At 73.1% G+C, this 19474-nt stretch carries 18 protein-coding genes; 15 read left to right on the top strand and 3 right to left on the bottom strand.

Features of this window, described 5'->3' with window-relative positions; all coding sequences use genetic code 11:
- Window positions 1-2: 2 nt before the first annotated feature.
- From AB0D67_RS04125 to AB0D67_RS04080, 10 genes are all read left to right on the top strand, one after another.
- Window positions 3-2798, top strand: coding sequence for a Na+/H+ antiporter subunit A (locus AB0D67_RS04125; protein WP_362929681.1), 2796 nt, complete (start codon window positions 3-5; stop codon window positions 2796-2798).
- Window positions 2795-3610, top strand: coding sequence for a Na(+)/H(+) antiporter subunit C (locus tag AB0D67_RS04120; protein ID WP_362929679.1), 816 nt, complete (start codon window positions 2795-2797; stop codon window positions 3608-3610). The genes AB0D67_RS04125 and AB0D67_RS04120 overlap by 4 nt, the downstream gene beginning before the upstream one ends.
- The gene (locus AB0D67_RS04115) at window positions 3610-5349 is read left to right on the top strand and encodes a Na+/H+ antiporter subunit D (protein ID WP_362929677.1); all 1740 of its coding nucleotides are present in this window, start codon (window positions 3610-3612) and stop codon (window positions 5347-5349) included. Before AB0D67_RS04120 ends, AB0D67_RS04115 begins: the two co-directional genes overlap by 1 nt.
- Window positions 5346-5894: a Na+/H+ antiporter subunit E gene (locus AB0D67_RS04110; RefSeq protein WP_362929675.1), complete on the top strand. Its 549-nt coding sequence runs from the start codon at window positions 5346-5348 to the stop codon at window positions 5892-5894. The genes AB0D67_RS04115 and AB0D67_RS04110 overlap by 4 nt, the downstream gene beginning before the upstream one ends.
- Window positions 5891-6154: a monovalent cation/H+ antiporter complex subunit F gene (locus AB0D67_RS04105; protein ID WP_362929673.1), complete on the top strand. Its 264-nt coding sequence runs from the start codon at window positions 5891-5893 to the stop codon at window positions 6152-6154. Before AB0D67_RS04110 ends, AB0D67_RS04105 begins: the two co-directional genes overlap by 4 nt.
- Window positions 6151-6477 carry a monovalent cation/H(+) antiporter subunit G gene (mnhG, locus tag AB0D67_RS04100; protein WP_362929671.1) on the top strand — a complete coding sequence of 109 codons (327 nt, stop codon included), beginning with the start codon at window positions 6151-6153 and terminating at the stop codon, window positions 6475-6477. The genes AB0D67_RS04105 and mnhG overlap by 4 nt, the downstream gene beginning before the upstream one ends.
- Before the next feature lie 26 nt (window positions 6478-6503).
- Window positions 6504-7403 (top strand): hypothetical protein, encoded by a 900-nt coding sequence (locus AB0D67_RS04095; protein ID WP_362929669.1) that lies wholly within the window; start codon window positions 6504-6506, stop codon window positions 7401-7403.
- A 141-nt stretch (window positions 7404-7544) separates the two neighbouring features.
- Window positions 7545-8948 carry an extracellular solute-binding protein gene (locus AB0D67_RS04090; protein WP_362929667.1) on the top strand — a complete coding sequence of 468 codons (1404 nt, stop codon included), beginning with the start codon at window positions 7545-7547 and terminating at the stop codon, window positions 8946-8948.
- A gap of 20 nt (window positions 8949-8968) precedes the next feature.
- Window positions 8969-9931 carry a sugar ABC transporter permease gene (locus AB0D67_RS04085; protein ID WP_362929665.1) on the top strand — a complete coding sequence of 321 codons (963 nt, stop codon included), beginning with the start codon at window positions 8969-8971 and terminating at the stop codon, window positions 9929-9931.
- Entirely contained in the window at window positions 9928-10851 is a 924-nt protein-coding gene (locus tag AB0D67_RS04080; protein WP_362929663.1) for a carbohydrate ABC transporter permease, read from the top strand. The genes AB0D67_RS04085 and AB0D67_RS04080 overlap by 4 nt, the downstream gene beginning before the upstream one ends.
- A 97-nt stretch (window positions 10852-10948) precedes the next feature.
- On the opposite strand, the gene AB0D67_RS04075 is transcribed toward AB0D67_RS04080, so the two are convergent.
- A complete protein-coding gene (locus AB0D67_RS04075; RefSeq protein WP_362929661.1) occupies window positions 10949-11578 on the bottom strand; it encodes a thymidine kinase in 630 nt (209 codons plus the stop codon).
- Window positions 11579-11737: 159 nt separating this feature from the next.
- On the opposite strand from AB0D67_RS04075, the gene AB0D67_RS04070 reads away from it, so the two are divergent.
- Complete coding sequence (locus AB0D67_RS04070; RefSeq protein WP_362929659.1) at window positions 11738-12223, top strand: hypothetical protein; 486 nt, start codon at window positions 11738-11740, stop codon at window positions 12221-12223.
- Window positions 12224-12285: 62 nt separating this feature from the next.
- Here AB0D67_RS04070 and AB0D67_RS04065 read toward each other — a convergent pair whose 3' ends face one another.
- A complete protein-coding gene (locus AB0D67_RS04065) occupies window positions 12286-12951 on the bottom strand; it encodes an AIM24 family protein (RefSeq protein ID WP_362929657.1) in 666 nt (221 codons plus the stop codon).
- Window positions 12952-13143: 192 nt separating this feature from the next.
- Here AB0D67_RS04065 and AB0D67_RS04060 point away from each other — a divergent pair, with 192 nt between their 5' ends.
- The 4 genes from AB0D67_RS04060 to AB0D67_RS04045 all read left to right on the top strand — a co-directional run bounded on the left by AB0D67_RS04060 (window position 13144) and on the right by AB0D67_RS04045 (window position 18341).
- On the top strand, window positions 13144-13752 hold the full coding sequence (locus tag AB0D67_RS04060; RefSeq protein ID WP_362929655.1) for a hypothetical protein: 609 nt from the start codon (window positions 13144-13146) through the stop codon (window positions 13750-13752).
- Between the two features lie 57 nt (window positions 13753-13809).
- Complete coding sequence (locus AB0D67_RS04055) at window positions 13810-14028, top strand: hypothetical protein (protein WP_362929653.1); 219 nt, start codon at window positions 13810-13812, stop codon at window positions 14026-14028.
- Window positions 14029-14249: 221 nt separating this feature from the next.
- Window positions 14250-16349: a hydantoinase/oxoprolinase family protein gene (locus AB0D67_RS04050; RefSeq protein WP_362929651.1), complete on the top strand. Its 2100-nt coding sequence runs from the start codon at window positions 14250-14252 to the stop codon at window positions 16347-16349.
- 78 nt (window positions 16350-16427) lie between these two features.
- Window positions 16428-18341 (top strand): hydantoinase B/oxoprolinase family protein, encoded by a 1914-nt coding sequence (locus tag AB0D67_RS04045; RefSeq protein ID WP_362929649.1) that lies wholly within the window; start codon window positions 16428-16430, stop codon window positions 18339-18341.
- A 21-nt stretch (window positions 18342-18362) separates the two neighbouring features.
- Here AB0D67_RS04045 and AB0D67_RS04040 read toward each other — a convergent pair whose 3' ends face one another.
- The gene (locus AB0D67_RS04040; protein ID WP_362929647.1) at window positions 18363-19331 is read right to left on the bottom strand and encodes a hypothetical protein; all 969 of its coding nucleotides are present in this window, start codon (window positions 19329-19331) and stop codon (window positions 18363-18365) included.
- Window positions 19332-19474 lie beyond the last annotated feature (143 nt).

Below are 19474 nucleotides of genomic sequence, written 5' to 3'. Positions count from 1 at the left end.
CCATGGAGCCGCTGCTGATCCTGCACGCCGTCGCGGCGGTGTGCGCCCCGGCTCTGGTGCGCAGGCTCGGCCGCGACGCCTTCCTCGTGCTCGCCCTCCCGCCCGCCTGCGGGTTCGCCTACACGCTGTGGGCCGTCGTCACGGGCGCACCCGTCTCCTCGCGGCACGACTGGGCGCCCGCCCTGGGGATGAGCCTGTCCTTCCGCGCCGACGCGCTGGGCCTGCTGATGATGACGCTGGTCACCGGGATCGGCGCGCTGGTGCTGCTGTACTGCTCCCGCTACTTCTCCGCCGGCGAGGACGGGCTCGGGAGGTTCGGCGGGTCGCTGACGGCCTTCGCCGGGGCCATGCTCGGGCTGGTGGCCGCCGACGACCTGCTCCTGCTGTACGTGTTCTGGGAGCTGACCACGATCTTCTCCTACCTGCTGATCGGCCAGGACCCGGCGAGCCGGGCCGGACGGCGGGCCGCGCTGCAGGCGCTCACCGTCACCACCTTCGGCGGGCTGGCCATGCTCGCCGGGTTCGTCATGCTGGGCGAGGCGGCCGGCACCTACCGGGTCTCGCGGCTCCTCGCGCACCCGCCGGCCGGCGGGACGGTGCCGGCCGCGCTGGCGCTCGTCCTGGCCGGGGCGCTGTCGAAGTCGGCGATCTTCCCGTTCAGCATGTGGCTGCCCGCCGCGATGGCCGCGCCGACCCCGGTCTCGGCCTACCTGCACGCCGCGGCGATGGTCAAGGCCGGGATCTACCTGCTGGCCAGGCTCGGCCCGGCCTTCGGCGAGGACGTCCCGTGGCGGGCGGCGGCCGTGTCGCTCGGCCTGCTCACGATGCTGCTGGGCGGCTGGCGGGCCCTGCGTGAGAACGACCTCAAACGGCTGCTCGCCTACGGCACGGTGAGCCAGCTCGGCTTCCTGACCGTGCTGTTCGGCGCCGCCACCCGCGGCGCCGCGCTCGCGGGCGCCGCGATGCTGGGCGCGCACGCCCTGTTCAAGGCGTCGCTGTTCCTGGTCGTCGGGATCGTCGACCACGCGGCCGGGACCCGCGACCTGCGCGCGCTGAGCGGCCTGCGGCGCTCGGCGCCCTGGCTGTGCGCGGTCGCGACGGCCTCCGCGGCCTCCATGGCGGGCGTGCCGCTCTTCTTCGGGTTCTCCGCCAAGGAGGCTGCCTTCGAGTCGCTGCTCGGCGGCGGGCCCGCCCAGGTGGCGACGCTGGCCGGGGTGGTGCTCGGCTCGGCGCTGACCGCCGCCTACAGCCTGCGCTTCCTCGCCGGGGCCTTCGGGAGCCCGCCGGGCCGGGAACCGACCCCGATGGCGCCCTACGGCGTCGCGACGTTCCTGCCGCCCGCCCTGCTCGCCGTGCTCGGGCCGGTCGCCGCCCTCCTCGCCTCCCGGTACGGCCATGCCGTGGAGCCCTACACCGCCACCTTCGCCGACCCCGGCCACGAGGCCCACCTCGCGCTGTGGAGCGGCGCGCCCGTCCCGCTGCTGCTGTCCGCCGCCGCCCTGGCCGGGGGTGCGCTGATCTTCGCCGCCGGGGACCGGGGGGCGCGGGCCGGGCGGCTGCTGCGCACGATCGACTCCGGACGGGTCTACTGGGCGCTCGTACGCGGCATGAACCGCTTCGCCGGGCAGCTCACCGGCGTCGTCCAGCGCGGCTCCCTCCCCGACTACCTGATGATCGCGTTCATCACCCTGGCGGGCATCGCGGTCTTCGCGCTGCTGTACGGGCCCGTCACCACGGTGGGACCGGTCGTCGTCCTGTGGGAACGCGCCGAGCAGCCCGTCGTGGGGCTCCTCCTCGCCGTCACCGCCGTCCTCGCGCCGTTCGCCCGCTCCCACGTCGTGCTAGCGCTGCTGGTCGGGCTCACCGGGTACGGCACCGCGCTGCTGTTCCTCTCCCACGGCTCACCCGACCTGGCGCTGACCCAGCTCCTCGTCGAGACGCTGAGCCTGGTGGCTTTCGTGCTGGTGCTGCGCAGGCTCCCGATCGTCCCGCAGGAGGAGCAGCGGCCCAGGGTGCCGCTGGCCGTACGCGCCGTGCTCGGGGCGGTCACCGGCCTCGTCGCGGCCGGCGCCGGGGCGCTGGCGGTCAACGCGCGGTCGGAGACGCCGGTCGGGACGCTGCTGGCCGGGCCGGCGGAGCAGGCGAAAGCCTCCAACATCGTCAGCGCGCTGCTGGTGGACATCAGGGCCTGGGACACCCTGGGGGAGAGCACCGTCCTCGTCGTCCTCACCCTGGGGGTGACCAGCCTGGTCTTCCTGCGCCGCCGCACCTACGCGCTGGAGCGGCCCCCCGCCGGGCACCGCAGGCCGCCGGGCCGGACCTACTGGCTGACGGCGACCCTGCCGCAGGGGGAGCGGGCGGCGGTCCTGGAGGTCATCGCGCGCATGATCTTCCACACCCTGCTGCTCGTCTCGGTCTTCCTGCTGTTCACCGGGCACGGCTCGGTGGGCGGCGGGTTCGCCGGCGGCATCGTGGCCGGGCTGTCCCTTGTCGTCCGCTATCTCGCCGGGGGCCGGTACGAGCTGGCCGTCGCCGCGCCGACCGGCGCCGGGGTGCTGATGGGGCTGGGCCTGGTGCTGTCGGTGGTGTCCGCGGCCCTGGGCATGGCGTTCGGAGGCGCGCCGCTGCGCGCGTTCTCCGCCGACCTGGCCGTCCCCCTGGCCGGGAAGGTCCACCTGTCCACCATCCTGCTGTTCGACCTCGGGATCTACCTGACGGTGCTCGGCATGGTCCAGGACATCCTGCGCAGCCTGGGCGCCGAGCTGGACCGGCAGATCGAGGAGGAGGAGACCCGGTGAGCGTCCCGCTGCTGCCGATCGCCGCCTCCGCGATCCTGATCGCGGTCGGGGCGGCGCTCCTTCTGGAACGCAGCCTGGTGCGGCTGCTGGCCGGCGTCATCCTCCTCGGCAACGGGGTGAACCTGCTGATCGTCACGGTCTCCGGCCCGCCGGGGGAACCACCGATCCTCGGCGTCTCCGATCCGGCCCGGATGGCCGACCCGCTGCCGCAGGTGATGGTGCTCACCGCCATCGTGATCACCCTGGGCGTCACCGCGTTCCTGCTGTCCATGGTCCACCGGTCCTGGCAGCTCACCGGCGGCGACGAGGTGCAGGACGACACCGAGGACCGCCGGGTGCGGCTGCGCTCCCGGCGCGGCGAGATCGCCGAGGCGGTGCGCGAACGGCGGAGGGCCTACCGCAGGCTGGTCGCCGGGCAGCGCGCCGAGCTGGCCCGCCTGGACACCGCCCGGCACGAGCGCGAACGCCGCGAGGCCCGGGAGATGCGGCAGCGGATCGACGAGGCCGGCGCCGAGCTCGACCGCTGGGTCCGCGAGCACGGGGAGGCGCAGTCCCCCGAGCGGATCGCCGAACGGCGCGCCGAGACCCGGCGCGCCGAGGAGGAGTCCCGGCGCGAACGCCACGAGCGGGTCCGCCGGATCCGCGAGGAGTTCGCCCGCCGGGAACGCGAGCTGGCCGAGCGCGAGCGGGAGGTCCGCGAGCGGCTGCGGGCCCGCCGCCGCGAGGCCCGGGAGGCGATGCGGGCCGCCATCCGGGCCGACCGGTCACGGCAGGCCAGGGCCGACGACCCGGACCTGGAGGGCGAGGACTGATGGAGGCCCTGATCCCCGTGCCCGTGGTGCTGCCGCTGCTGGCCGCCGGTCTGAAGCTGGCCATCGGCGGCCGGCTGCGCCGGACCCAGGCGCTCATCAGCGTGGGCACCCTCGCGATCGTGCTGGCGGTGTCGCTGGCCCTGCTGGTGGCGGCCGACCGGCGGGGGCCGCTGGTGACGGACGCCGGCGGCTGGCCGGCGCCGTTCGGCATCTCACTGGTCGCCGACAGGCTCGCCACCGTCATGCTGGCGGTCTCCTCGGCGGTGACGCTGTGCGTGATGGTCTTCGCCCAGGCGCAGGCGTACGCCGACCAGGAGCAGGCCGCACCGCTGGCGATCTTCCACCCGGCCTACCTGATCATGTCCGCCGGCGTGTCCGACGCGTTCCTGACCGGCGACCTGTTCAACCTCTTCGTCGCCTTCGAGATGCTGCTCAGCGGGTCGTACGTGCTGCTGACCTTCGGCGGGACGGAGTCGCGGGTCCGGGCGGGCGCCACCTACGCGGTGGTGGCCCTGGTGTCGTCGATGCTGTTCCTGGTCGCCATCGCGGTGACCTACGGCGCGACCGGCACCGTCTCGATGGCCCAGCTCGCCGAGCGGTTCACGCCGCTGCCGGGTTCGGTGAGGCTGCTGGTGGAGCTGACGCTGCTGCTGGTCTTCGTGGTCAAGGCCGCGGTGTTCCCGATGTCGGGGTGGCTGCCCGACTCCTACCCGACCGCGCCCGCGCCCGCGACGGCGCTGTTCGCCGGGCTGCTGACCAAGGTCGGCGTCTACTCGATCATCCGGCTGGAGGCGCTGCTGTTCCCCGGCGGCCCGGTGGGCGGCCTGCTGATGTGGGCGGCGCTGGCCACCATGCTGCTGGGGGTGCTCGGGGCGGTCGCCCAGACCGACATCAAGCGGATGCTCTCCTTCACCCTGGTCAGCCACATCGGCTACATGGTGTTCGGCGTCGCGCTCTTCTCCGTCGGCGGGGTGGCCGGCGCGGTCCTCTACGCGGTCCACCACATCACCGTGCAGACCAGCCTGTTCCTGGTGGCCGGGATGATCGAGCGCCGCACCGGCACGACCTCGGTGGACCGCCTGGGCGGGCTGCTGGGCCTCGCGCCGCTGATCTCGGTGCTCTTCTTCGTCCCCGCGATGAACCTCGCCGGGATCCCCCCGATGTCGGGCTTCCTGGGCAAGCTGGCGCTGGTCCGGGCGGGGGTGGCCGACGGGAGCCCGGTGGCGCTGATCCTGGTCGCCGGAGGGCTGGTGACCAGCCTGCTCACCCTGTACGCGGTGGCCATGACCTGGAACAGGGCCTTCTGGCGGACGCCGCCGCCGGACGTGACCGGGGCGGGCGTCGTGCTGGAGGGGGAGGAGTCTTCAGAGGGTCCGGAGGGCTCAGAGGGCTCCCAGGGTTCGGAGGGCTCGGAGAGCGCGGGAGGCTTCGGGGGCGCCGGGGAACGCGGGGGACCGGGCGGACCCGGCGGACCCGGCGAATCGGGCGGACCCGGCGGGCCCGGCTCCGGGGAGCCGGGCGCGGGCCGGGCGCGGGGCACCGAGGGGATCACCGGCAGGGAGATCGTCACCAGCGTGCGGATGCCTCTCCCGATGATCGGCGCCACGGCCGCGCTGGTGGCGCTGGGCCTCTCCTACACCGTGCTGGCCGGGCCGCTGAGCGCGTTCACCGTACGGACCGCCGCGGAGCTGCTGGCCCGTAAACCGTACGTCTCGGCCGTCCTCGGGGGCGGCCGGTGATCCGGCCGGACGGCGGCCGCGCGCCCCGGCTGCTCGGCAGGCCCGTCCCGCCCCGCACGGTGGCCTGGCTGACGCTGGTCTGGCTGCTGCTGTGGGGCGAGCTGAGCGTCGCCAACATCCTGGGCGGGCTGCTCGCCGCGCTGGCCGTCGTCTGGCTGCTGCCGCTGCCGGCCCGCGAGCCCGCGCTGCGCGTCCACCCGGTCGGGCTGCTGGTCTTCCTGACCGGCTTCGCCGCCGACCTGGTGGTCTCCAGCGCCCGGGTCGCGTTCTGGGCGCTGCGCTTCGGCACGGTGCCGCCGATGGAGATCGTCGAGGTACGGCTGCGCACCTCATCGGAGGTGATGGCGGTGCTGACCGTGGTGGCGCTGTCGGCGCTGCCCGGCAGCCTCGTGCTGGAGGCCCGCCTGACGGAGGGGGAACTGCTCCTGCACGTCCTCGGGCCCACCGGAGACGTGCAGAGGATGGTACGGGCGGATGTGGCGAAGCTGGAGGCGCGCATCGTGGCGGCCTTCGGCACCACCGCCGACAGGGAGGAGCTGCGATGACGGCGATGGTGTACCCGGTGGTGCTGGCGCTGCTCGGCGGCGCGGCGGCGATGACGCTGTACCGGCTGGTGCGCGGCCCGTCCATGCTGGACCGTGCGATCGCCCTGGACGTCATGACCGCCGTGGTGATGTGCGTGATCGGCGCGGCGGCGGTCGCGCGCGGCCAGTACTCGGCGCTGCCGCTGCTGCCGGTGCTGACCCTGCTGGGGTTCGTCGGATCGGTCTCGCTGGCCAGGTTCTTCGCCGGGCGGGCGCGGTGACCGTCCTGGACGCCGCCGCCGCGGCGTGCCTGCTGCTGGGCGCCGCGCTGGCGTTCGTCGCCGGGGTGGGGATGGTCCGCTTCCCGGCCACCCTCGCCCGCATGCACGCCGCCACCAAACCCCAGGTGCTCAGCCTGCACCTGGTGCTGCTCGCCATGTGGCTGCACCGCCCCACCTGGGCGACGGCCGGGCCGCTGCTGCTGGCCGCGGTCTTCCAGGTGATCACGGCGGCGGTGGCCGCCTACATGGTCGGCCGCGCCGCCTACCGCGGCGGCGCACCGGAGGACGGCACGGCCATCCCGCCCGGTGAGCCTCGCGCCTGAGGGTCCTCCGGCGTAACGTGGCGGGTATGCGGGAGGCACGTGCGGAGGATGCCCGGACCGAGGCCAGAAGGCTCGTCACGAGTCTGCTGGGCACGGAGAGACCCCAGGGCGGCGCCCTGCTCCGCGAGGCGGAGACGGCGCTGGGGGCCGGTCGTGTCGAGCGATGCGCGGAGCTGGCGCGCGGAGCGCCGCTCACCCGCCGCTCCACCGAGCTCTCGGCGGTGGCCGCCCTGCTGGTCGGTACCCGCGACCTGGGGGAGGAGTGGTGGCGGCGGGCCCGCGGCGACAAGCTGCCCGCGCCGGACGAGGCGCTCTCGGCCGCGACCGCCATCGACCCGTGGACCGACCTGACCGTGCTGGAGATGCTCGCCGCCTGGATCGCCGACGACGCCGCCGACGAGGTGTGGGGCCCGCCGGCGGGTGCGGCCGACCTGAACTCCTGGCAGGCCGAGGACCGCGTCGGCCTGCCGCGGGACGCCGAGCCCGGCCGGCGCCTCGTCGTCGCCTTCGACGCGGGCGGCCGGCTCGACGCGCTGGTGGTCAGGCGCCCCGACGGTGAGCTGGGCTCCAACCTCGACTTCGACTCTTTGCGCTACTCCCGCCCCGCCGAGGCCCAGTGGAGCTGGGGTGTGGCGGCCGGCCTCGGCCCGCACCCGCTGGGGGAGGACCCCGACCCCTACGCCGAGCCCGTCGACGACGACGTCGCCCGGACCCTGCGCGCCTGGGCCCTGGACAACGGTGCCTCCGCGCGGCAGGCCGGTGAGCCGTGGCGGACCAGGGGCGACGTGGTGGCGGCGGTCGACCGGGCCGACTGGATGTGGCGCAGCGGGGAGTGGTTCGCCTGGTGGCGGGCCGTGTCCGCGCTGGTCGACGGAGACGTCGACCGGCTCGCCGCCCGGCTTTCGGACATCGCTGACATGTCCTGATAGCGGCTGTCCGTTTCATCGGTGGAACGCCGGGCAGAGGAGCGCTCCCTCACCCCATCTCTCGCGCTCCGTCCGGTGTCCGCGGGCCGCGCCGCGCGGCGGCCGCCCGCCGGAGGCGGCGGCCGGAAGGACAACATGACGATGTTCCGTCGAAGGACACGACTCCTCGCCCTCGCACTGCCGGTCGCCGTCCTCCTGTCGGCCTGCGGAGGAGAGGGGGGAGAGGGAGGCGGGAGCGACGGCTCCGACCGGTCACTGACGGTCTGGACGGTCGAGGACGTCGCCGACCGGGTGGAGGCGCAGAAACGCATCCTCGCCGACTTCACCAAGGCCACCGGGGTTCCGGCCAAGCTGGTGCCGGTCGCCGAGGACCAGCTCACGAGCGTCCTGTCGTCGGCCGCCGCGGCCGACGACCTGCCCGACGTGATCGGCGCCCTCCCGCTGACGGCCGTCAACCGCCTGCTCACCGACGACCTGCTCGACACCGAGACCGCCGCCGCCGTCGTCGGCGACCTGGGGGAGGACACCTTCACCGAGCAGGCCCTGAAACTGACCCGTGGCAAGGGCGCCCAGCTCGCCGTGCCCAGCGACGGATGGGCGCAGCTGCTCTTCTACCGCAAGGACCTCTTCGACAAGGCCGGCCTGGCCGCCCCGGACACCTACGACGCGATCAGCAAGGCCGCCCGGACGCTCGGCAGGGACGGCACGACGGGCATCGTCGCCGGCACCGCGCCCGGCGACTCCTTCACCCAGCAGAGCTTCGAGTCGCTGGCCCTGGCCAACGGCTGCGACCTGGTCGGCGCGAACGGCGACGTCGCCCTGGACAGCCCCGGCTGCGCCGAGGCGTTCGGGTTCTACTCCGGACTGCTCCGCGACCACTCGGTGCGCGGCAACCAGGACGCCGACACCACGCGGGCGTCCTACTTCTCCGGCAGGGCCGCGATGACGATCTGGTCGTCCTTCCTGCTCGACGAGCTGGCCGGGCTCCGCGACGACGCCCTGCCCTCCTGCCCGGAGTGCAAGGACGACAAGACCTTCCTGGCGAAGAACACCGGCGTCGTCAGCGCGCTGCGCGGCCCGAAGGGCACCGCTCCGGTCACCTTCGGCGAGATCGTCTCCTGGGCGGTCGTCAAGGGCGCCCCGAGCGCCGAGGCGCGGAAGTTCGTGGGATACATGATGGGCGACGGCTACGAGAAGTGGCTCGCCGTCTCCCCCGAGGGCAAGGTCCCGGTACGGCAGGGCACCAAGGACGACCCGCGGCGCTACCTGACCGCCTGGAAGGACATGAAGGCGGGCGTGGACCGCAAGGAGCCCCTCTCACGCTTCTACGGCGAGGACGTCCTGGAATCGGTGATGAAGAGCCCCGAGTCCTTCGCCCGCTGGGGCGTCTCCCAGGGGCAGGGCGAACTCGCCGGGGCCGCCGCCGGCCAGTTCATCGTCCCCAGGGCGCTGGCCGACCTCATCGGCTCGGGCGGTGACCCGGCGAAGGCGGCCGGCGAGGCCGCCCGCAAGGTCAGGTCCCTCAAGGAAGAGATCGGCTCCTGACGCGCCCGGGAGGCCACCCCATGAGAAAGAACCACCCGGAGGAACCGGCGGGCGGCCTCCGCAGGAGGGACGCGCGCACCGGGCTCCTGCTCATCTCCCCGACCCTCGTCATCGTGCTCGCGATCGTGGTCGTCCCGCTGCTGTGGTCGCTGCTCATCGCGTTCCAGCGGATGCGCCTGCTCAGCATCGGGCGGGCCGGGCTGTTCGACAACCTCACCCTGGCCAACTTCCAGCGGGTCCTCACCTCCGGGGAGCTGGGGGAGGGCCTGGTGACCACGCTCGCCTACACCGCCGGGGCCACGGCGCTGTCCGTCTCACTGGGGCTGGCGGTGGCCCTGGCGCTCCGGCGGCCCTTCCGCGGCCGGGGACTCGTCAGGGCCGCCATGCTCCTGCCGTACATCGCCCCGGTGGTGGCGGTGACCTTCGTGTGGCGCGTCATGCTCAACCCCGAGTTCGGGATCGTCAACGCCGTGGGCACACGCCTGCTGGGGTGGGACGACCCGGTGGCGTTCCTGTCCCAGCCGACGGGCGAGCTGTCGCTCCTGGGTCTGCACCTCACGGTGCCGACCGCGCTGCTCACGCTGATCGCGTTCGAGGGGTGGCGGTACTTCCCCTTCGCGTTCCTGTTCCTGCTCGCCCGGCTGCAGGCGATGCCCCACAGCGTCGAGGAGGCCGCCACCGTGGACGGCGCCACCCCGCTGCAGTCGTTCCGCCACGTGATCCTCCCGCAGCTGATGCCCGTCATCGCGGTGCTGGTGGTGCTGCGCACCATCTGGACGTTCAACGAGTTCGACGACGTCTTCCTCCTCACCGGAGGCGGCGCCGGGACCGAGGTCGTCAGCGTGCGGGTCTACGAGCTGCTCACCGTGCAGCGCAACGTGGGCGCGGCCGCGGCCCAGTCCGTGGTCCTGGCCGCCATCCTCGTCGTGCTCATCGGCGCCTACATGTGGCTGCTGCGGCGCCGCGGAGAGGAGTCACCGTGACGACCGCAGAGGAGAGCCGGGCGGTCGCCCGCGCCCGCCCGGCGCGCCGGCCCTGGAGCCGGGACCGTGTCGAGCGGACGGCGCTGGGCGTCGCCCGCCCGATGGTGATCGTCCTGGCGCTGGTCGCCACCCTGGTCCCGTTCGCCTACATGCTCGCGCTGTCGGTGCGGCCGATCAGCGACCTGCTGCGGGACCCGCTGGCGGTGTTCGGCGCCTTCGGCGACCTCACGACGTCCACCTACCGGCAGGTGCTGGCCCCGGTGGACGCCGGAGGGCAGGGCTTCCTCGGGCTGCTGGGCAACAGCACCCTCGTCGCCGTCGGCTGCGTGCTGGCGACCCTCCTGGTCTCCATCCCCGGCGCGTACGCGGTGAGCCGGCTGCCGTTCTTCGGCCGCCGGAAGGTCGGCGTCCTGTTCCTGGCCGTCTACCTGTTCCCGAGCATCGTCGTGGCGATCCCGCTCTTCGTGCTCCTCACCCGCCTGCACCTGCGCGGCTCGCTGGCCGGCCTGGTGCTCGTCTACGTCGCCCAGACGGTGCCGGTGGCCGTCTACATGCTGCGCAACTACTTCGACGCGTTGCCCGAGAGCGTGGAGGAGGCGGGCCTGGTGGACGGCCTCGGCCGGCTCGGCGTCATCCGCCGGATCAGCCTGCCGCTGGCCATGCCCTCCGTCATCGCCACCGCCCTGTTCGTCTTCATGATCGCCTGGAACGAGTTCCTGTTCGCCCTGCTCTTCCTCGTCGACCGCCGGGAACGGTGGACCGTGTCGCTGGGGCTGTCCCAGCTGTCCGGCGGCGCGGAGGTCCCCACCACCACGCTCATGGCCGGATCGGTCATCATCACGGTGCCGGTGGTCCTGCTGTTCCTGTTCACCGAGCGGCTGCTCACCGAGGGACTGACCAGCGGCGCCGAGAAGGGCTGACCCGCCCCTTCCGCCGGGGCCACGGAGAGAGGAGGCCCCGGCGACCCGGAGGCGGTGGTCCGGCGGCCCGGAGGCCCGGTGAGGACGCCGGGCCCGGTCAGCCCCCGCCGAGGTCGCCCGCGCGGTGGTGCCGCCGGCACAGCACCCGGTAGCGGATCGGGGCGGCGTCGGTGTCGCCGATGACGACCTGCTCGCCGGTGTGGACCATCTTGTCGCCGACCACGCGGGCGTTCAGCAGGCCGGGACGCCCGCACCAGCACAGGACCTCGACCTGCAGGCGGCTGATCTCGTCGGCCAGCTCGAACAGGCGCTGGGCGGCGGGGAACATCTGCGACCGGAAGTCCGAGGCCAGCCCGAAGGCGTAGACGTCGACGCCGTGGTGGTCGGCGAGGTCGGCGAGCTGCTCGATCTGGTCCACGGTGTAGAAGCACGCCTCGTCGCAGATGACGTAGTCGACGGGCTCGTGCCGCCGGACCAGGGCCATCAGGTCGAGGTCGTCCTCCACCTCGATGGCCTCGCTGTCGAGCCCGATCCGGCTGGTGACCTTCGGCCCGCCTGAGCGGTCGTGCTTGGTCAGCACGAGACCGCGCCTGCCCTGACGGCCGTGGTTGTAGTTCATCTGCAGGGCCAGGGTGGACTTGCCGCAGTCCATCGGGCCGAAGTAGAAGCGCAGCACCCCGTCCCGGGTTCTGGGGGGAACGGTCGAAAGCGCGGACGATTCGGTCACGGGCCGCCAGCCTAGTGGGTCGGGGCGGGGTGTTTGGGCGGACGGTGCGCTGGTAGGAATTAACAGGTCCTTTGCCGGCACGGCCGAGTCCGGCCGGATCCGGCACCATGTGAACAGAGAGGGAGATCCCCTTTTGACCTTGAGAGAGTGGGAGAGCCCGTGACGACCACGAAACCCTCCATGCCCCCCGTCGACGGCGTCGACAGGAACTCCACGGGCCGGAAACCCGCCGCGACCGCCCCTGCGCCTTCGGGCGCCGGTCCGGTCAAGGCCGCCGAGACCGGGGAGATCCCCGCGCTCACCGCGATGATGACCGAGGACGAGGTCGTCGCCGCCAAGGCCGAGGCGGCCCGCTGGCGCTACGGGTTCTACGTCGTCCTCACCGGACTGCTGGTCATCCTCGTCGCGTTCGTCGTGATCGCCCTGCGCGCCGGTGAGAGCGCCGCACCGTTCGCCGGCCTGGTCGGGGTGTCGGGCGCGATCATCGGCGCCTACTTCGGCGTCCAGGTCGGCCAGTCCGGCAAGGACCGGGCCGAGGCGGAGCTGCGCCGTACCAACGAGATGGCCATCCGGCTGGCCGCGAAGGTCCACGCGCACGACGCGGACGCGGTGATCGGCTCCATCATGGGCCCGCGCCGCCGCTGAGCACGGCCCTGCCGCCCGGCGGGAGAACCTTCCCGCCGGGCGGATCTTCGTCCTCCGGCGGGTCAGCCGCGCGGCTGCGGCACGATCGGGCCCTCGCTCGCCTGGACCAGGACGAACCCCTGCCCCTGGAAGGCGAGCTGTACGGCCTCGCCGCTCCCGCGCCCGATGAGCGCCGCCGCCTTGAAGGTGCGGTTGATCCCCACGCCCAGCCCGGCGCTCCAGCACACCGCCGACTGGCTGTCGGCGAACGTCGGCCCCCAGGAGGTGTCGAGCAGCGCCGGAGTGCCGTGCGCGGTGACCGCGACCCAGCCGGTGCCGGTGAGCGTCGTGTTGAACAGGCCCCCGGCCGCGATGCCCGCGCCCTGCACCCGGTGGATGTCCCAGGAGAGCTGTGGGTCGAAGGCCAGCAGGTTCGTCCCGTTGACGGTGATCGCGTCGTTCTCCAGGTAGAACAGGTGTACATCCTGGGCGTTGTCGGCGAGGAAGAGCATGCCCTGCCCGCGGACCCGCATCAGCGGCGCGCCCTCGCCGGTGACCATCTTCTTCAGTAGCTTGCCGACCCCGCCGCCCTCGTAGTCGAAGTCCATCTTCCCTTGGAAGGCCACCATCGACCCCTGGCGCGCGAGCACCTCACCGTTGAGCTGGACCCGCAGCATCCTGGCGTTCTGCAGGACGAAGTGGCCGGGGACCTGGTCCTGGTCCAGGTTGCCGAAGAACGAGCTGCGCACGGGCGATGCCTTCCACGTCGGGGATGCGTCGGAGATGACGGTCACCTGTTCAGCGATCGCGACGGCCCTGGAGTTCCCGCCGGTCCCAGGGAGGCCACCGCCCGGCGAAGATCCGCCGTCACGCACACGCGCGGCTCCTGCCCGCGCCCATGGGGCTTCTGGTCTCCCGCCGTGACCAATACCCTGGCCCGCATGGGCGAAGGCGAACCATCCCTGCGGCTGACGGACGTCATGACCACGCTGGACACGGCGCTCACGGCCTTGAGAGCCACAGGCACCGGCCTCGACTACCGGGTGGGCGGCACCGGTGCCGCTCTCCTGCAGGGCGTCCGTCTCCCGGCCGGGGACATCGATCTCCTGGTGGCCAGGCGAGAGGACGTGGACACGTTCGCCGCGGCCCTCTCGTCGTTTCCGTGCCTCCACCCGGCCGCCTGGATCCCGGAGTCATCGCAGTACTTCACCAGGTACGAGATCGACGGGGTGACGACAGAGATCAGCACCGTGGAGCGGCAGACCGACTCGGACGGCCTGGAATGCGTCGGCCCCGGCCCGTGGCGGCACTACGTCGTGATCCCGTGCGGCTCTCACCGCGTCCCCGTGGTCCGCCTGGAACTCCGGCTGGCCACGGAGCTCCTACGGGATCGGCCCGATCGCTACGAACCTCTCCTTGATCACATGGGCTCCCACGGATTCGATCCTGATCTCCTGCGGACGGCGATGAACGCGTGCCGCCTTCCAGCGGAACGCCGACGACTGGCCCAAGATCGCCTCACACGCTTCTCCGCCGGCCTCGAATCGTGAAGCGGCGAATGGAAAGAAGCCGGTTCGATCAAGGCATGAAGTCGTAGGCTCGTGGTCATGGGGGCCGGACACGCCGATGAGGAGCTTCGTCGTCCGGTGGACCGGTTTTCGCCGGCCCGGACGCGTCGCCTCCTGCCTTCGGTGAAGGCAGATCCCGAACCGCCTGAGCCGGTTCGGCGTCGTCTGCCGATCGCCGGGATCGGCGCATCCGGAGAAGGTGATCTGTCGGAACGGGTCGAAGACCTGCTGATGGAGCGGTTCAATCGATCGGGATGACCGCCACGCTCCTGGACACCGGCCCCATCTCAAGGCATGGAAGATCCCGCCGGTGAAGAAACATCTGGGATCGAAGGCCGGGCTCGTCATCGCCGTGGTCGTCGACGAAGGTCCGCCCGTGAGTTCCCCGCCGGTACCCCGAAGAGTGCCCAACCGTGCCGGGTCGCTTCGGCATTCTCCGCCGATTCGCCGGGACCGCCGTACTGGGTAGACACGGGAGCATGCGCAGCGTCCGTATCGGGGTCGACACCGGCGGCACGTTCACCGACGTGGTCGCGGTGGACGAGCGGACCGGGGAGATCACCACCGTCAAGACCCCCTCCACGCCCGCCGACCCGGCGGACGGGTTCATGGAGGGGGTGCGCAAGGTCCTCGCCGCGGCCAGGGCCGCAGCCGAGGCCGGAGCGGAGGGTGAGGGCGGTGTCGGGACCGAGGTCGGTGACAGGGGCGACCGCCTGGAGGGGGTGAGCGCGGTCGTGCACGGCACGACCGTGGCCACCAACCAGCTCCTGGAGGACCGCGTCTCCGGCCTCGGGTTCGTCACCACCGAGGGGTTCGAGTTCATCCTGGAGATCGCCCGGCAGAGCGTCCCGGACGGCTACGGCAACTCCTACTTCTGGGTGAAACCGCCGAGGATCGTCCCGGTGCACCGGGTCAGGACCGTCGGCGGGCGCCTGGACCACACCGGCGCCGAGGTCCGGCCGTTCGACGACGAGGAGGCCGTGGCGGCGGCCAGGTGGTTCCGGGAGCGGGGGATCACCGCGATCGGCGTGTGCTTCCTGCACTCCTACGCGAATCCCGCGCACGAGCTGCGCATGCGCGAGATCCTGGCACGGGAGCACCCCGAGGCGGTCGTCTCGATCTCCAGCGACGTGCTGCGTGAGTACCGCGAGTACGAGCGATCCGTCACGACCCTGGTGGACGCCGCGGTCAAGCCGACCGTGCGCCGCTACATCGCCGGGCTCGCCGAACGGCTCGGCATGCCGTTCTCGGTCATGAAGAGCAACGGCGGCATGCTGTCGGCGGCCGAGGTCGTCCACCGGCCCGTCACCACGGTGCTCTCCGGCCCGGCGGCGGGCGCGCTCGGCGCCGCGCTGATCGCCTCCACCGCCGGGCATCCGTCGGTGATCACCCTGGACGGCGGCGGCACCTCCACCGATGTCGCGGTGGTGGTCGACGGTGAGCCGTCGCTGACCACGGAGGGTTCCGTCGGCCGCTATCCGTGCAAGATCCCGATGATCGACATGGTGACCGTCGGCGCGGGCGGGGGCTCCGTCGCGTGGATCTCACCCGAGGGGACGCTCAAGGCCGGGCCGCGGTCGGCCGGGGCCGACCCCGGGCCGCTCTGCTACGGCCGCGGCGGCACCGACGTCACCGTCACCGACGCGCACGTCTTCCTCGGCCGGGTCCCGCCGTACCTGCTGGGCGGGGAGATCCCGCTCGACGCCGGCGCCGCGCGGCGGGGCGTCGAGGAGCTGGCGGGCAAGCTGGGGCTGAGCGCCGAGCGGACCGCCGCCGGCATCCTGGAGATCAGCGCCTTCAACCAGTCCAACGCGATCCGCCGGATCACCGTCGGACGGGGCCTGGACGTGCGCGACTTCCCCATGGTGGCGTTCGGCGGCTCGGGCCCGCTGCTCGCGTGCCGCCTGATCGACATCCTCGGACTGCCTTCGGTGCTGGTGCCGCCCGACCCGGGCAACGTGTCGGCGTTCGGCCTGCTCACCGTGGACGTCAAGGACGACTACGTGCGCACCTTCGTCACCCGGGACCTCTCCCTCGCCGACGCCGCCGACGTCTTCGGCGAGCTGGAGGAGCGGGCCGCCGCGGCCCTGACCCGCGAGGGGTTCCCCGCCGACCGGCACGTCTACGCCCGCAGCGCCGACCTGCGCTACTACGGCCAGGCGTACGAGGTGCGGGTGCCCGTACCGGCCGGGCCGCCGGACGAGGCGTGGCGGGCCGAGGTGCTGGCCCGCTTCCACGAGGCCCACCGGCGGCTGTACGGGTACGGCTACCCCGATGACCCCCGCCACGGCGTCGAATGGGTCAGCCTCCGCGTCTCCGGCATCGGCCCGATCACCCGCCCGGCCATCCGGCGCAGGCCGTACGGTGTCGCGGAACCCCCGCCGCCGGCGTCGGTCCGGGAGGTCTTCTACGACGGGTGGGCGCGGGTGCCGATCCACCGCCGCGCCGCGCTGGCCCCCGGGACGACCGTCCGCGGCCCGGCCGTCATCGAGGAGTACGGCTCCACGCTGCCGCTGCACCCGGGCTTCACGGCGCGGATGGACGAGTACGGGAACCTGGAGGTGCGCCGTGAATCTTGAGCGAGGGAGAGCCGATGGCGGAAAGCGGGAGCGAGCCGGGCGTGGCCCGCGGAGCGGGCGAGGAGTGGTGAGCGACCGATGAGCGCGGCCGATCCGGTGCTGGTGGAGATCGTCGAGGGCACGCTCGCCTCGGTGGAGCGGGAGGTCGAGACCGCCATCGCCCGCACCGCCCGCTCGCCGATGATCCGTGACGCCCACGACTTCCGCGCCGGCATCCACGACGTACGGCTGCGCAAGCTCACCGGCAGGTCGTACTCGGCGCTGGTCCAGCCCGTGGTCCGCGACTTCCCGGTCGCGGAGATGAACCCCGGTGACGTGTTCTTCCACAACGACGTCTACCTGTCCGAGGGCGGCATCGGCCATCTGCCCGACCTGTGCGTGACGGTCCCGGTCTTCCACGACGGCGACGTGGTGGCCTTCGTGCAGGCGTTCGGGCACCACGACGACATCGGCGGGACGGTCCCGGGGTCGATGCCCTCGCACGCGCGCAGCGTGTTCGAGGAGGGCCTCATGGTCCCGCCGATCAGGCTGTGGGACCGGGGCGTGCCCAACCGGGCGGCGCTGACCATCATGACCCGCAACTCCCGCATGCCCGACTCGCTGGCCGGCGATCTGGACGCCGAGTGCTCGGCCTGCCTGATGGGCGCCCGGCGGCTGGCGGAGCTGTTCGCCCGCTACGGGCGCGAGGCGGTCGAGGCGTGCTTCGACGCGATCGTCGCGAACACCGCCGAGACGTTCCGCAGGGAGCTGCTGGCGAAGATCCCCGAGGGGGTCCACGTCTGGGAGGACTACGCCGAGCACGACGGCGTCGACCCGCCCCGGCTGCACGCCCAGCGGATCACCCTCACCGTCGACCACTCCGCCGCCGTGCCGCTGGTCATCGACTTCACCGGCACCTCACCGCAGGCGAAGGGGCCGATCAACCACGCCGGCGACTACGCCGGCGGGGTGTTCCTGAAGAAGTGGCTCGCGCCGATCCTGCGCAACCTCGCCGACACCCCCGAGCGGATGGCCGGGCTGGACGTCAACGAGGGCGTCGTCCCGCTGATCGGGATGCGCTTCCCGGAGAAGGGCACGCTGCTCACCCCGATCTTCCCGGCCCCCACCAACGCCCGCACGTTCGTGATCCTGCGGCTGCTCGGCGTGCTGGCCGGGGTGCTGGCCAAGGCGACCGGCGGGCGGATGCCGGCCGACCAGGAGACCATCCGCTACACCGGCGTCCACGGGACCGGCGCGGACGGCGCGCCGTACCTGATGCGGGAGGTCCTCGGTGGCGGCTCGGGCGGCCGGTGGTACGCCGACGGCGAGGACACCATCCACGTCGTGCCCGACTCGCGGAACATCCCGGTGGAGTTCGCCGAGTCCCGCTGGCCGCTGCGGGTCGAGCGGCTTGGCCTGGCGTGCGACTCCGGCGGCCCCGGCCTCCACCGGGGCGGCCTCGGCTACGACAAGCACATCCGGATGCTGCGCGACGCCTCGTTCATGTCCATCGCCGACCGGTCGATCCTGTCGTGCTGGGGGGTGAACGGCGGGCGGGCCGGGCGGCCGTTCTCCGTGGAGATCGAGGGCCGGGCGATGGAGGGCCTGGTGGACGACGCCCCGGTCCGCGCGGGCGAGGTCATCCGGGTGCGCACCACCGGGGGCGGCGGCTGGGGCTGCCCGCTGGACCGCGACCCGGAGGCGGTGGCCGCCGACGTCCGCGACGGCAAGGTCTCGCCGGAGAGCGCCCGCGACGACTACGGGGTGATCCTGCGCCTCCCCGACGGGTCGGCCACCGCCGCTGTCCCGGATGGCCTGTACAGCTCGTACGGCTCCCACGACGCGGACGGCCCGAATCCCGTGGACGCGCCGACGGTCGACGCCGAGGCCACCGCCCGCCGCCGAGCCGAGCTCCGCGCCCTGCTCCCCGGAAACGCGCCCTTCTTCGACCGCGGCCCCGGCTTCCCGTCACTGTCCGGCGGCCTGCCGTATGCCGATGTGGACTTCAGGTGACGGCTCCGGACGACCTGCGGTTCAGCCGCGGTGGCGGAGGGTGCGGAGGACGGCGAGGGCGCCGAGGGCGAGGGCGGCGGTGAGCAGGATGGCCGTCTCGGTCCACTGGAAGCGCCAGAACCGGTCCACGGGGTGGTGGTAGACCGCCCGGCGGTAGCCCTCGGCGACCAGGCATTCCTCCCTGAGGATCTGGGCCCGCTCGGAGCGGACGTCCACCCCCGCCGGGGGCGGGCAGGCGGCGGGGGGCGGGACGGCGATCTCCCGGCCCGAGGGGTCCACCCAGGACTCCTCGACCAGCAGGTCGCCGCGTTCGTAGAGCGCCGTCCGCTCGGCGGTGACGGTCCGCACCGGCTCGGCGTAGGCGTCCCTGGAGAAGAAGACGGCCGGGATGGCGACGGCGATCACCGCAACGGTCACGGCCATCGCCGCGAGGGTGCGGCGCACGAGCGCCCCGGCGGCGGTGCCCAGCATGAAGGCGAACAGCCACCACGCGGACGGGACGACTCCGATCACGGTGAACGTCCCCGCCTGCAGCTTCCGCTCGCCGACGGCGCCCTCGAACACCGTCAGCCACAGGCTGATCATCACCGAAACGGTGAGCGCGGCGGCCACGACGATCCCGCCGAGTGTCGTCAGCTTGACGGCCAGCCACCGCCGGACCGGTGCCGACTGGGTCCAGGCGAGGGCGTTGGTGCCGCGCTCGAACTCCGCGGCGAGCACCGGCGCGCCCCAGAACGCCCCGACCAGCCCGGCGCCGAGGAAGGGGAGCAGTCCGAAGACCAGGTAGACGGGGTTGTAGTAGTCCTCGTAGAGGACCGAGTTGACGCTCCGGCACGCGACGCCGGAGCCGGGGCAGCCGGGCGGCGCGTGCCCGGCGATGTAGGCGGAGGCGCGCAGGCCGGAGACGAGCAGCAGGATCCCCAGGGCGAGCAGCAGCCCGCCGGTCACCAGGATCTGCGTGCGGTGCTGCCGCCAGGTCAGCCAGAACAAGGGGGTTCCTCCCGAAGGGACTCGTGGAGGGCTCATCGGAGGAGCCGCAGGAGGGCCGGACCGGAGCGGCCGGCCCGGGGTACGGAGATCGGGATCCGGAGGTCAGGACGGACCGGGGACGGCCGGGATCGGAGGTCGGGGCG

The sequence above is a fragment of the Streptosporangium sp. NPDC048047 genome, assembly GCF_040653115.1.
Classification (GTDB): Bacteria; Actinomycetota; Actinomycetes; order Streptosporangiales; family Streptosporangiaceae; genus Streptosporangium.
This window is presented reverse-complemented; position numbering and strand designations above follow the sequence as displayed.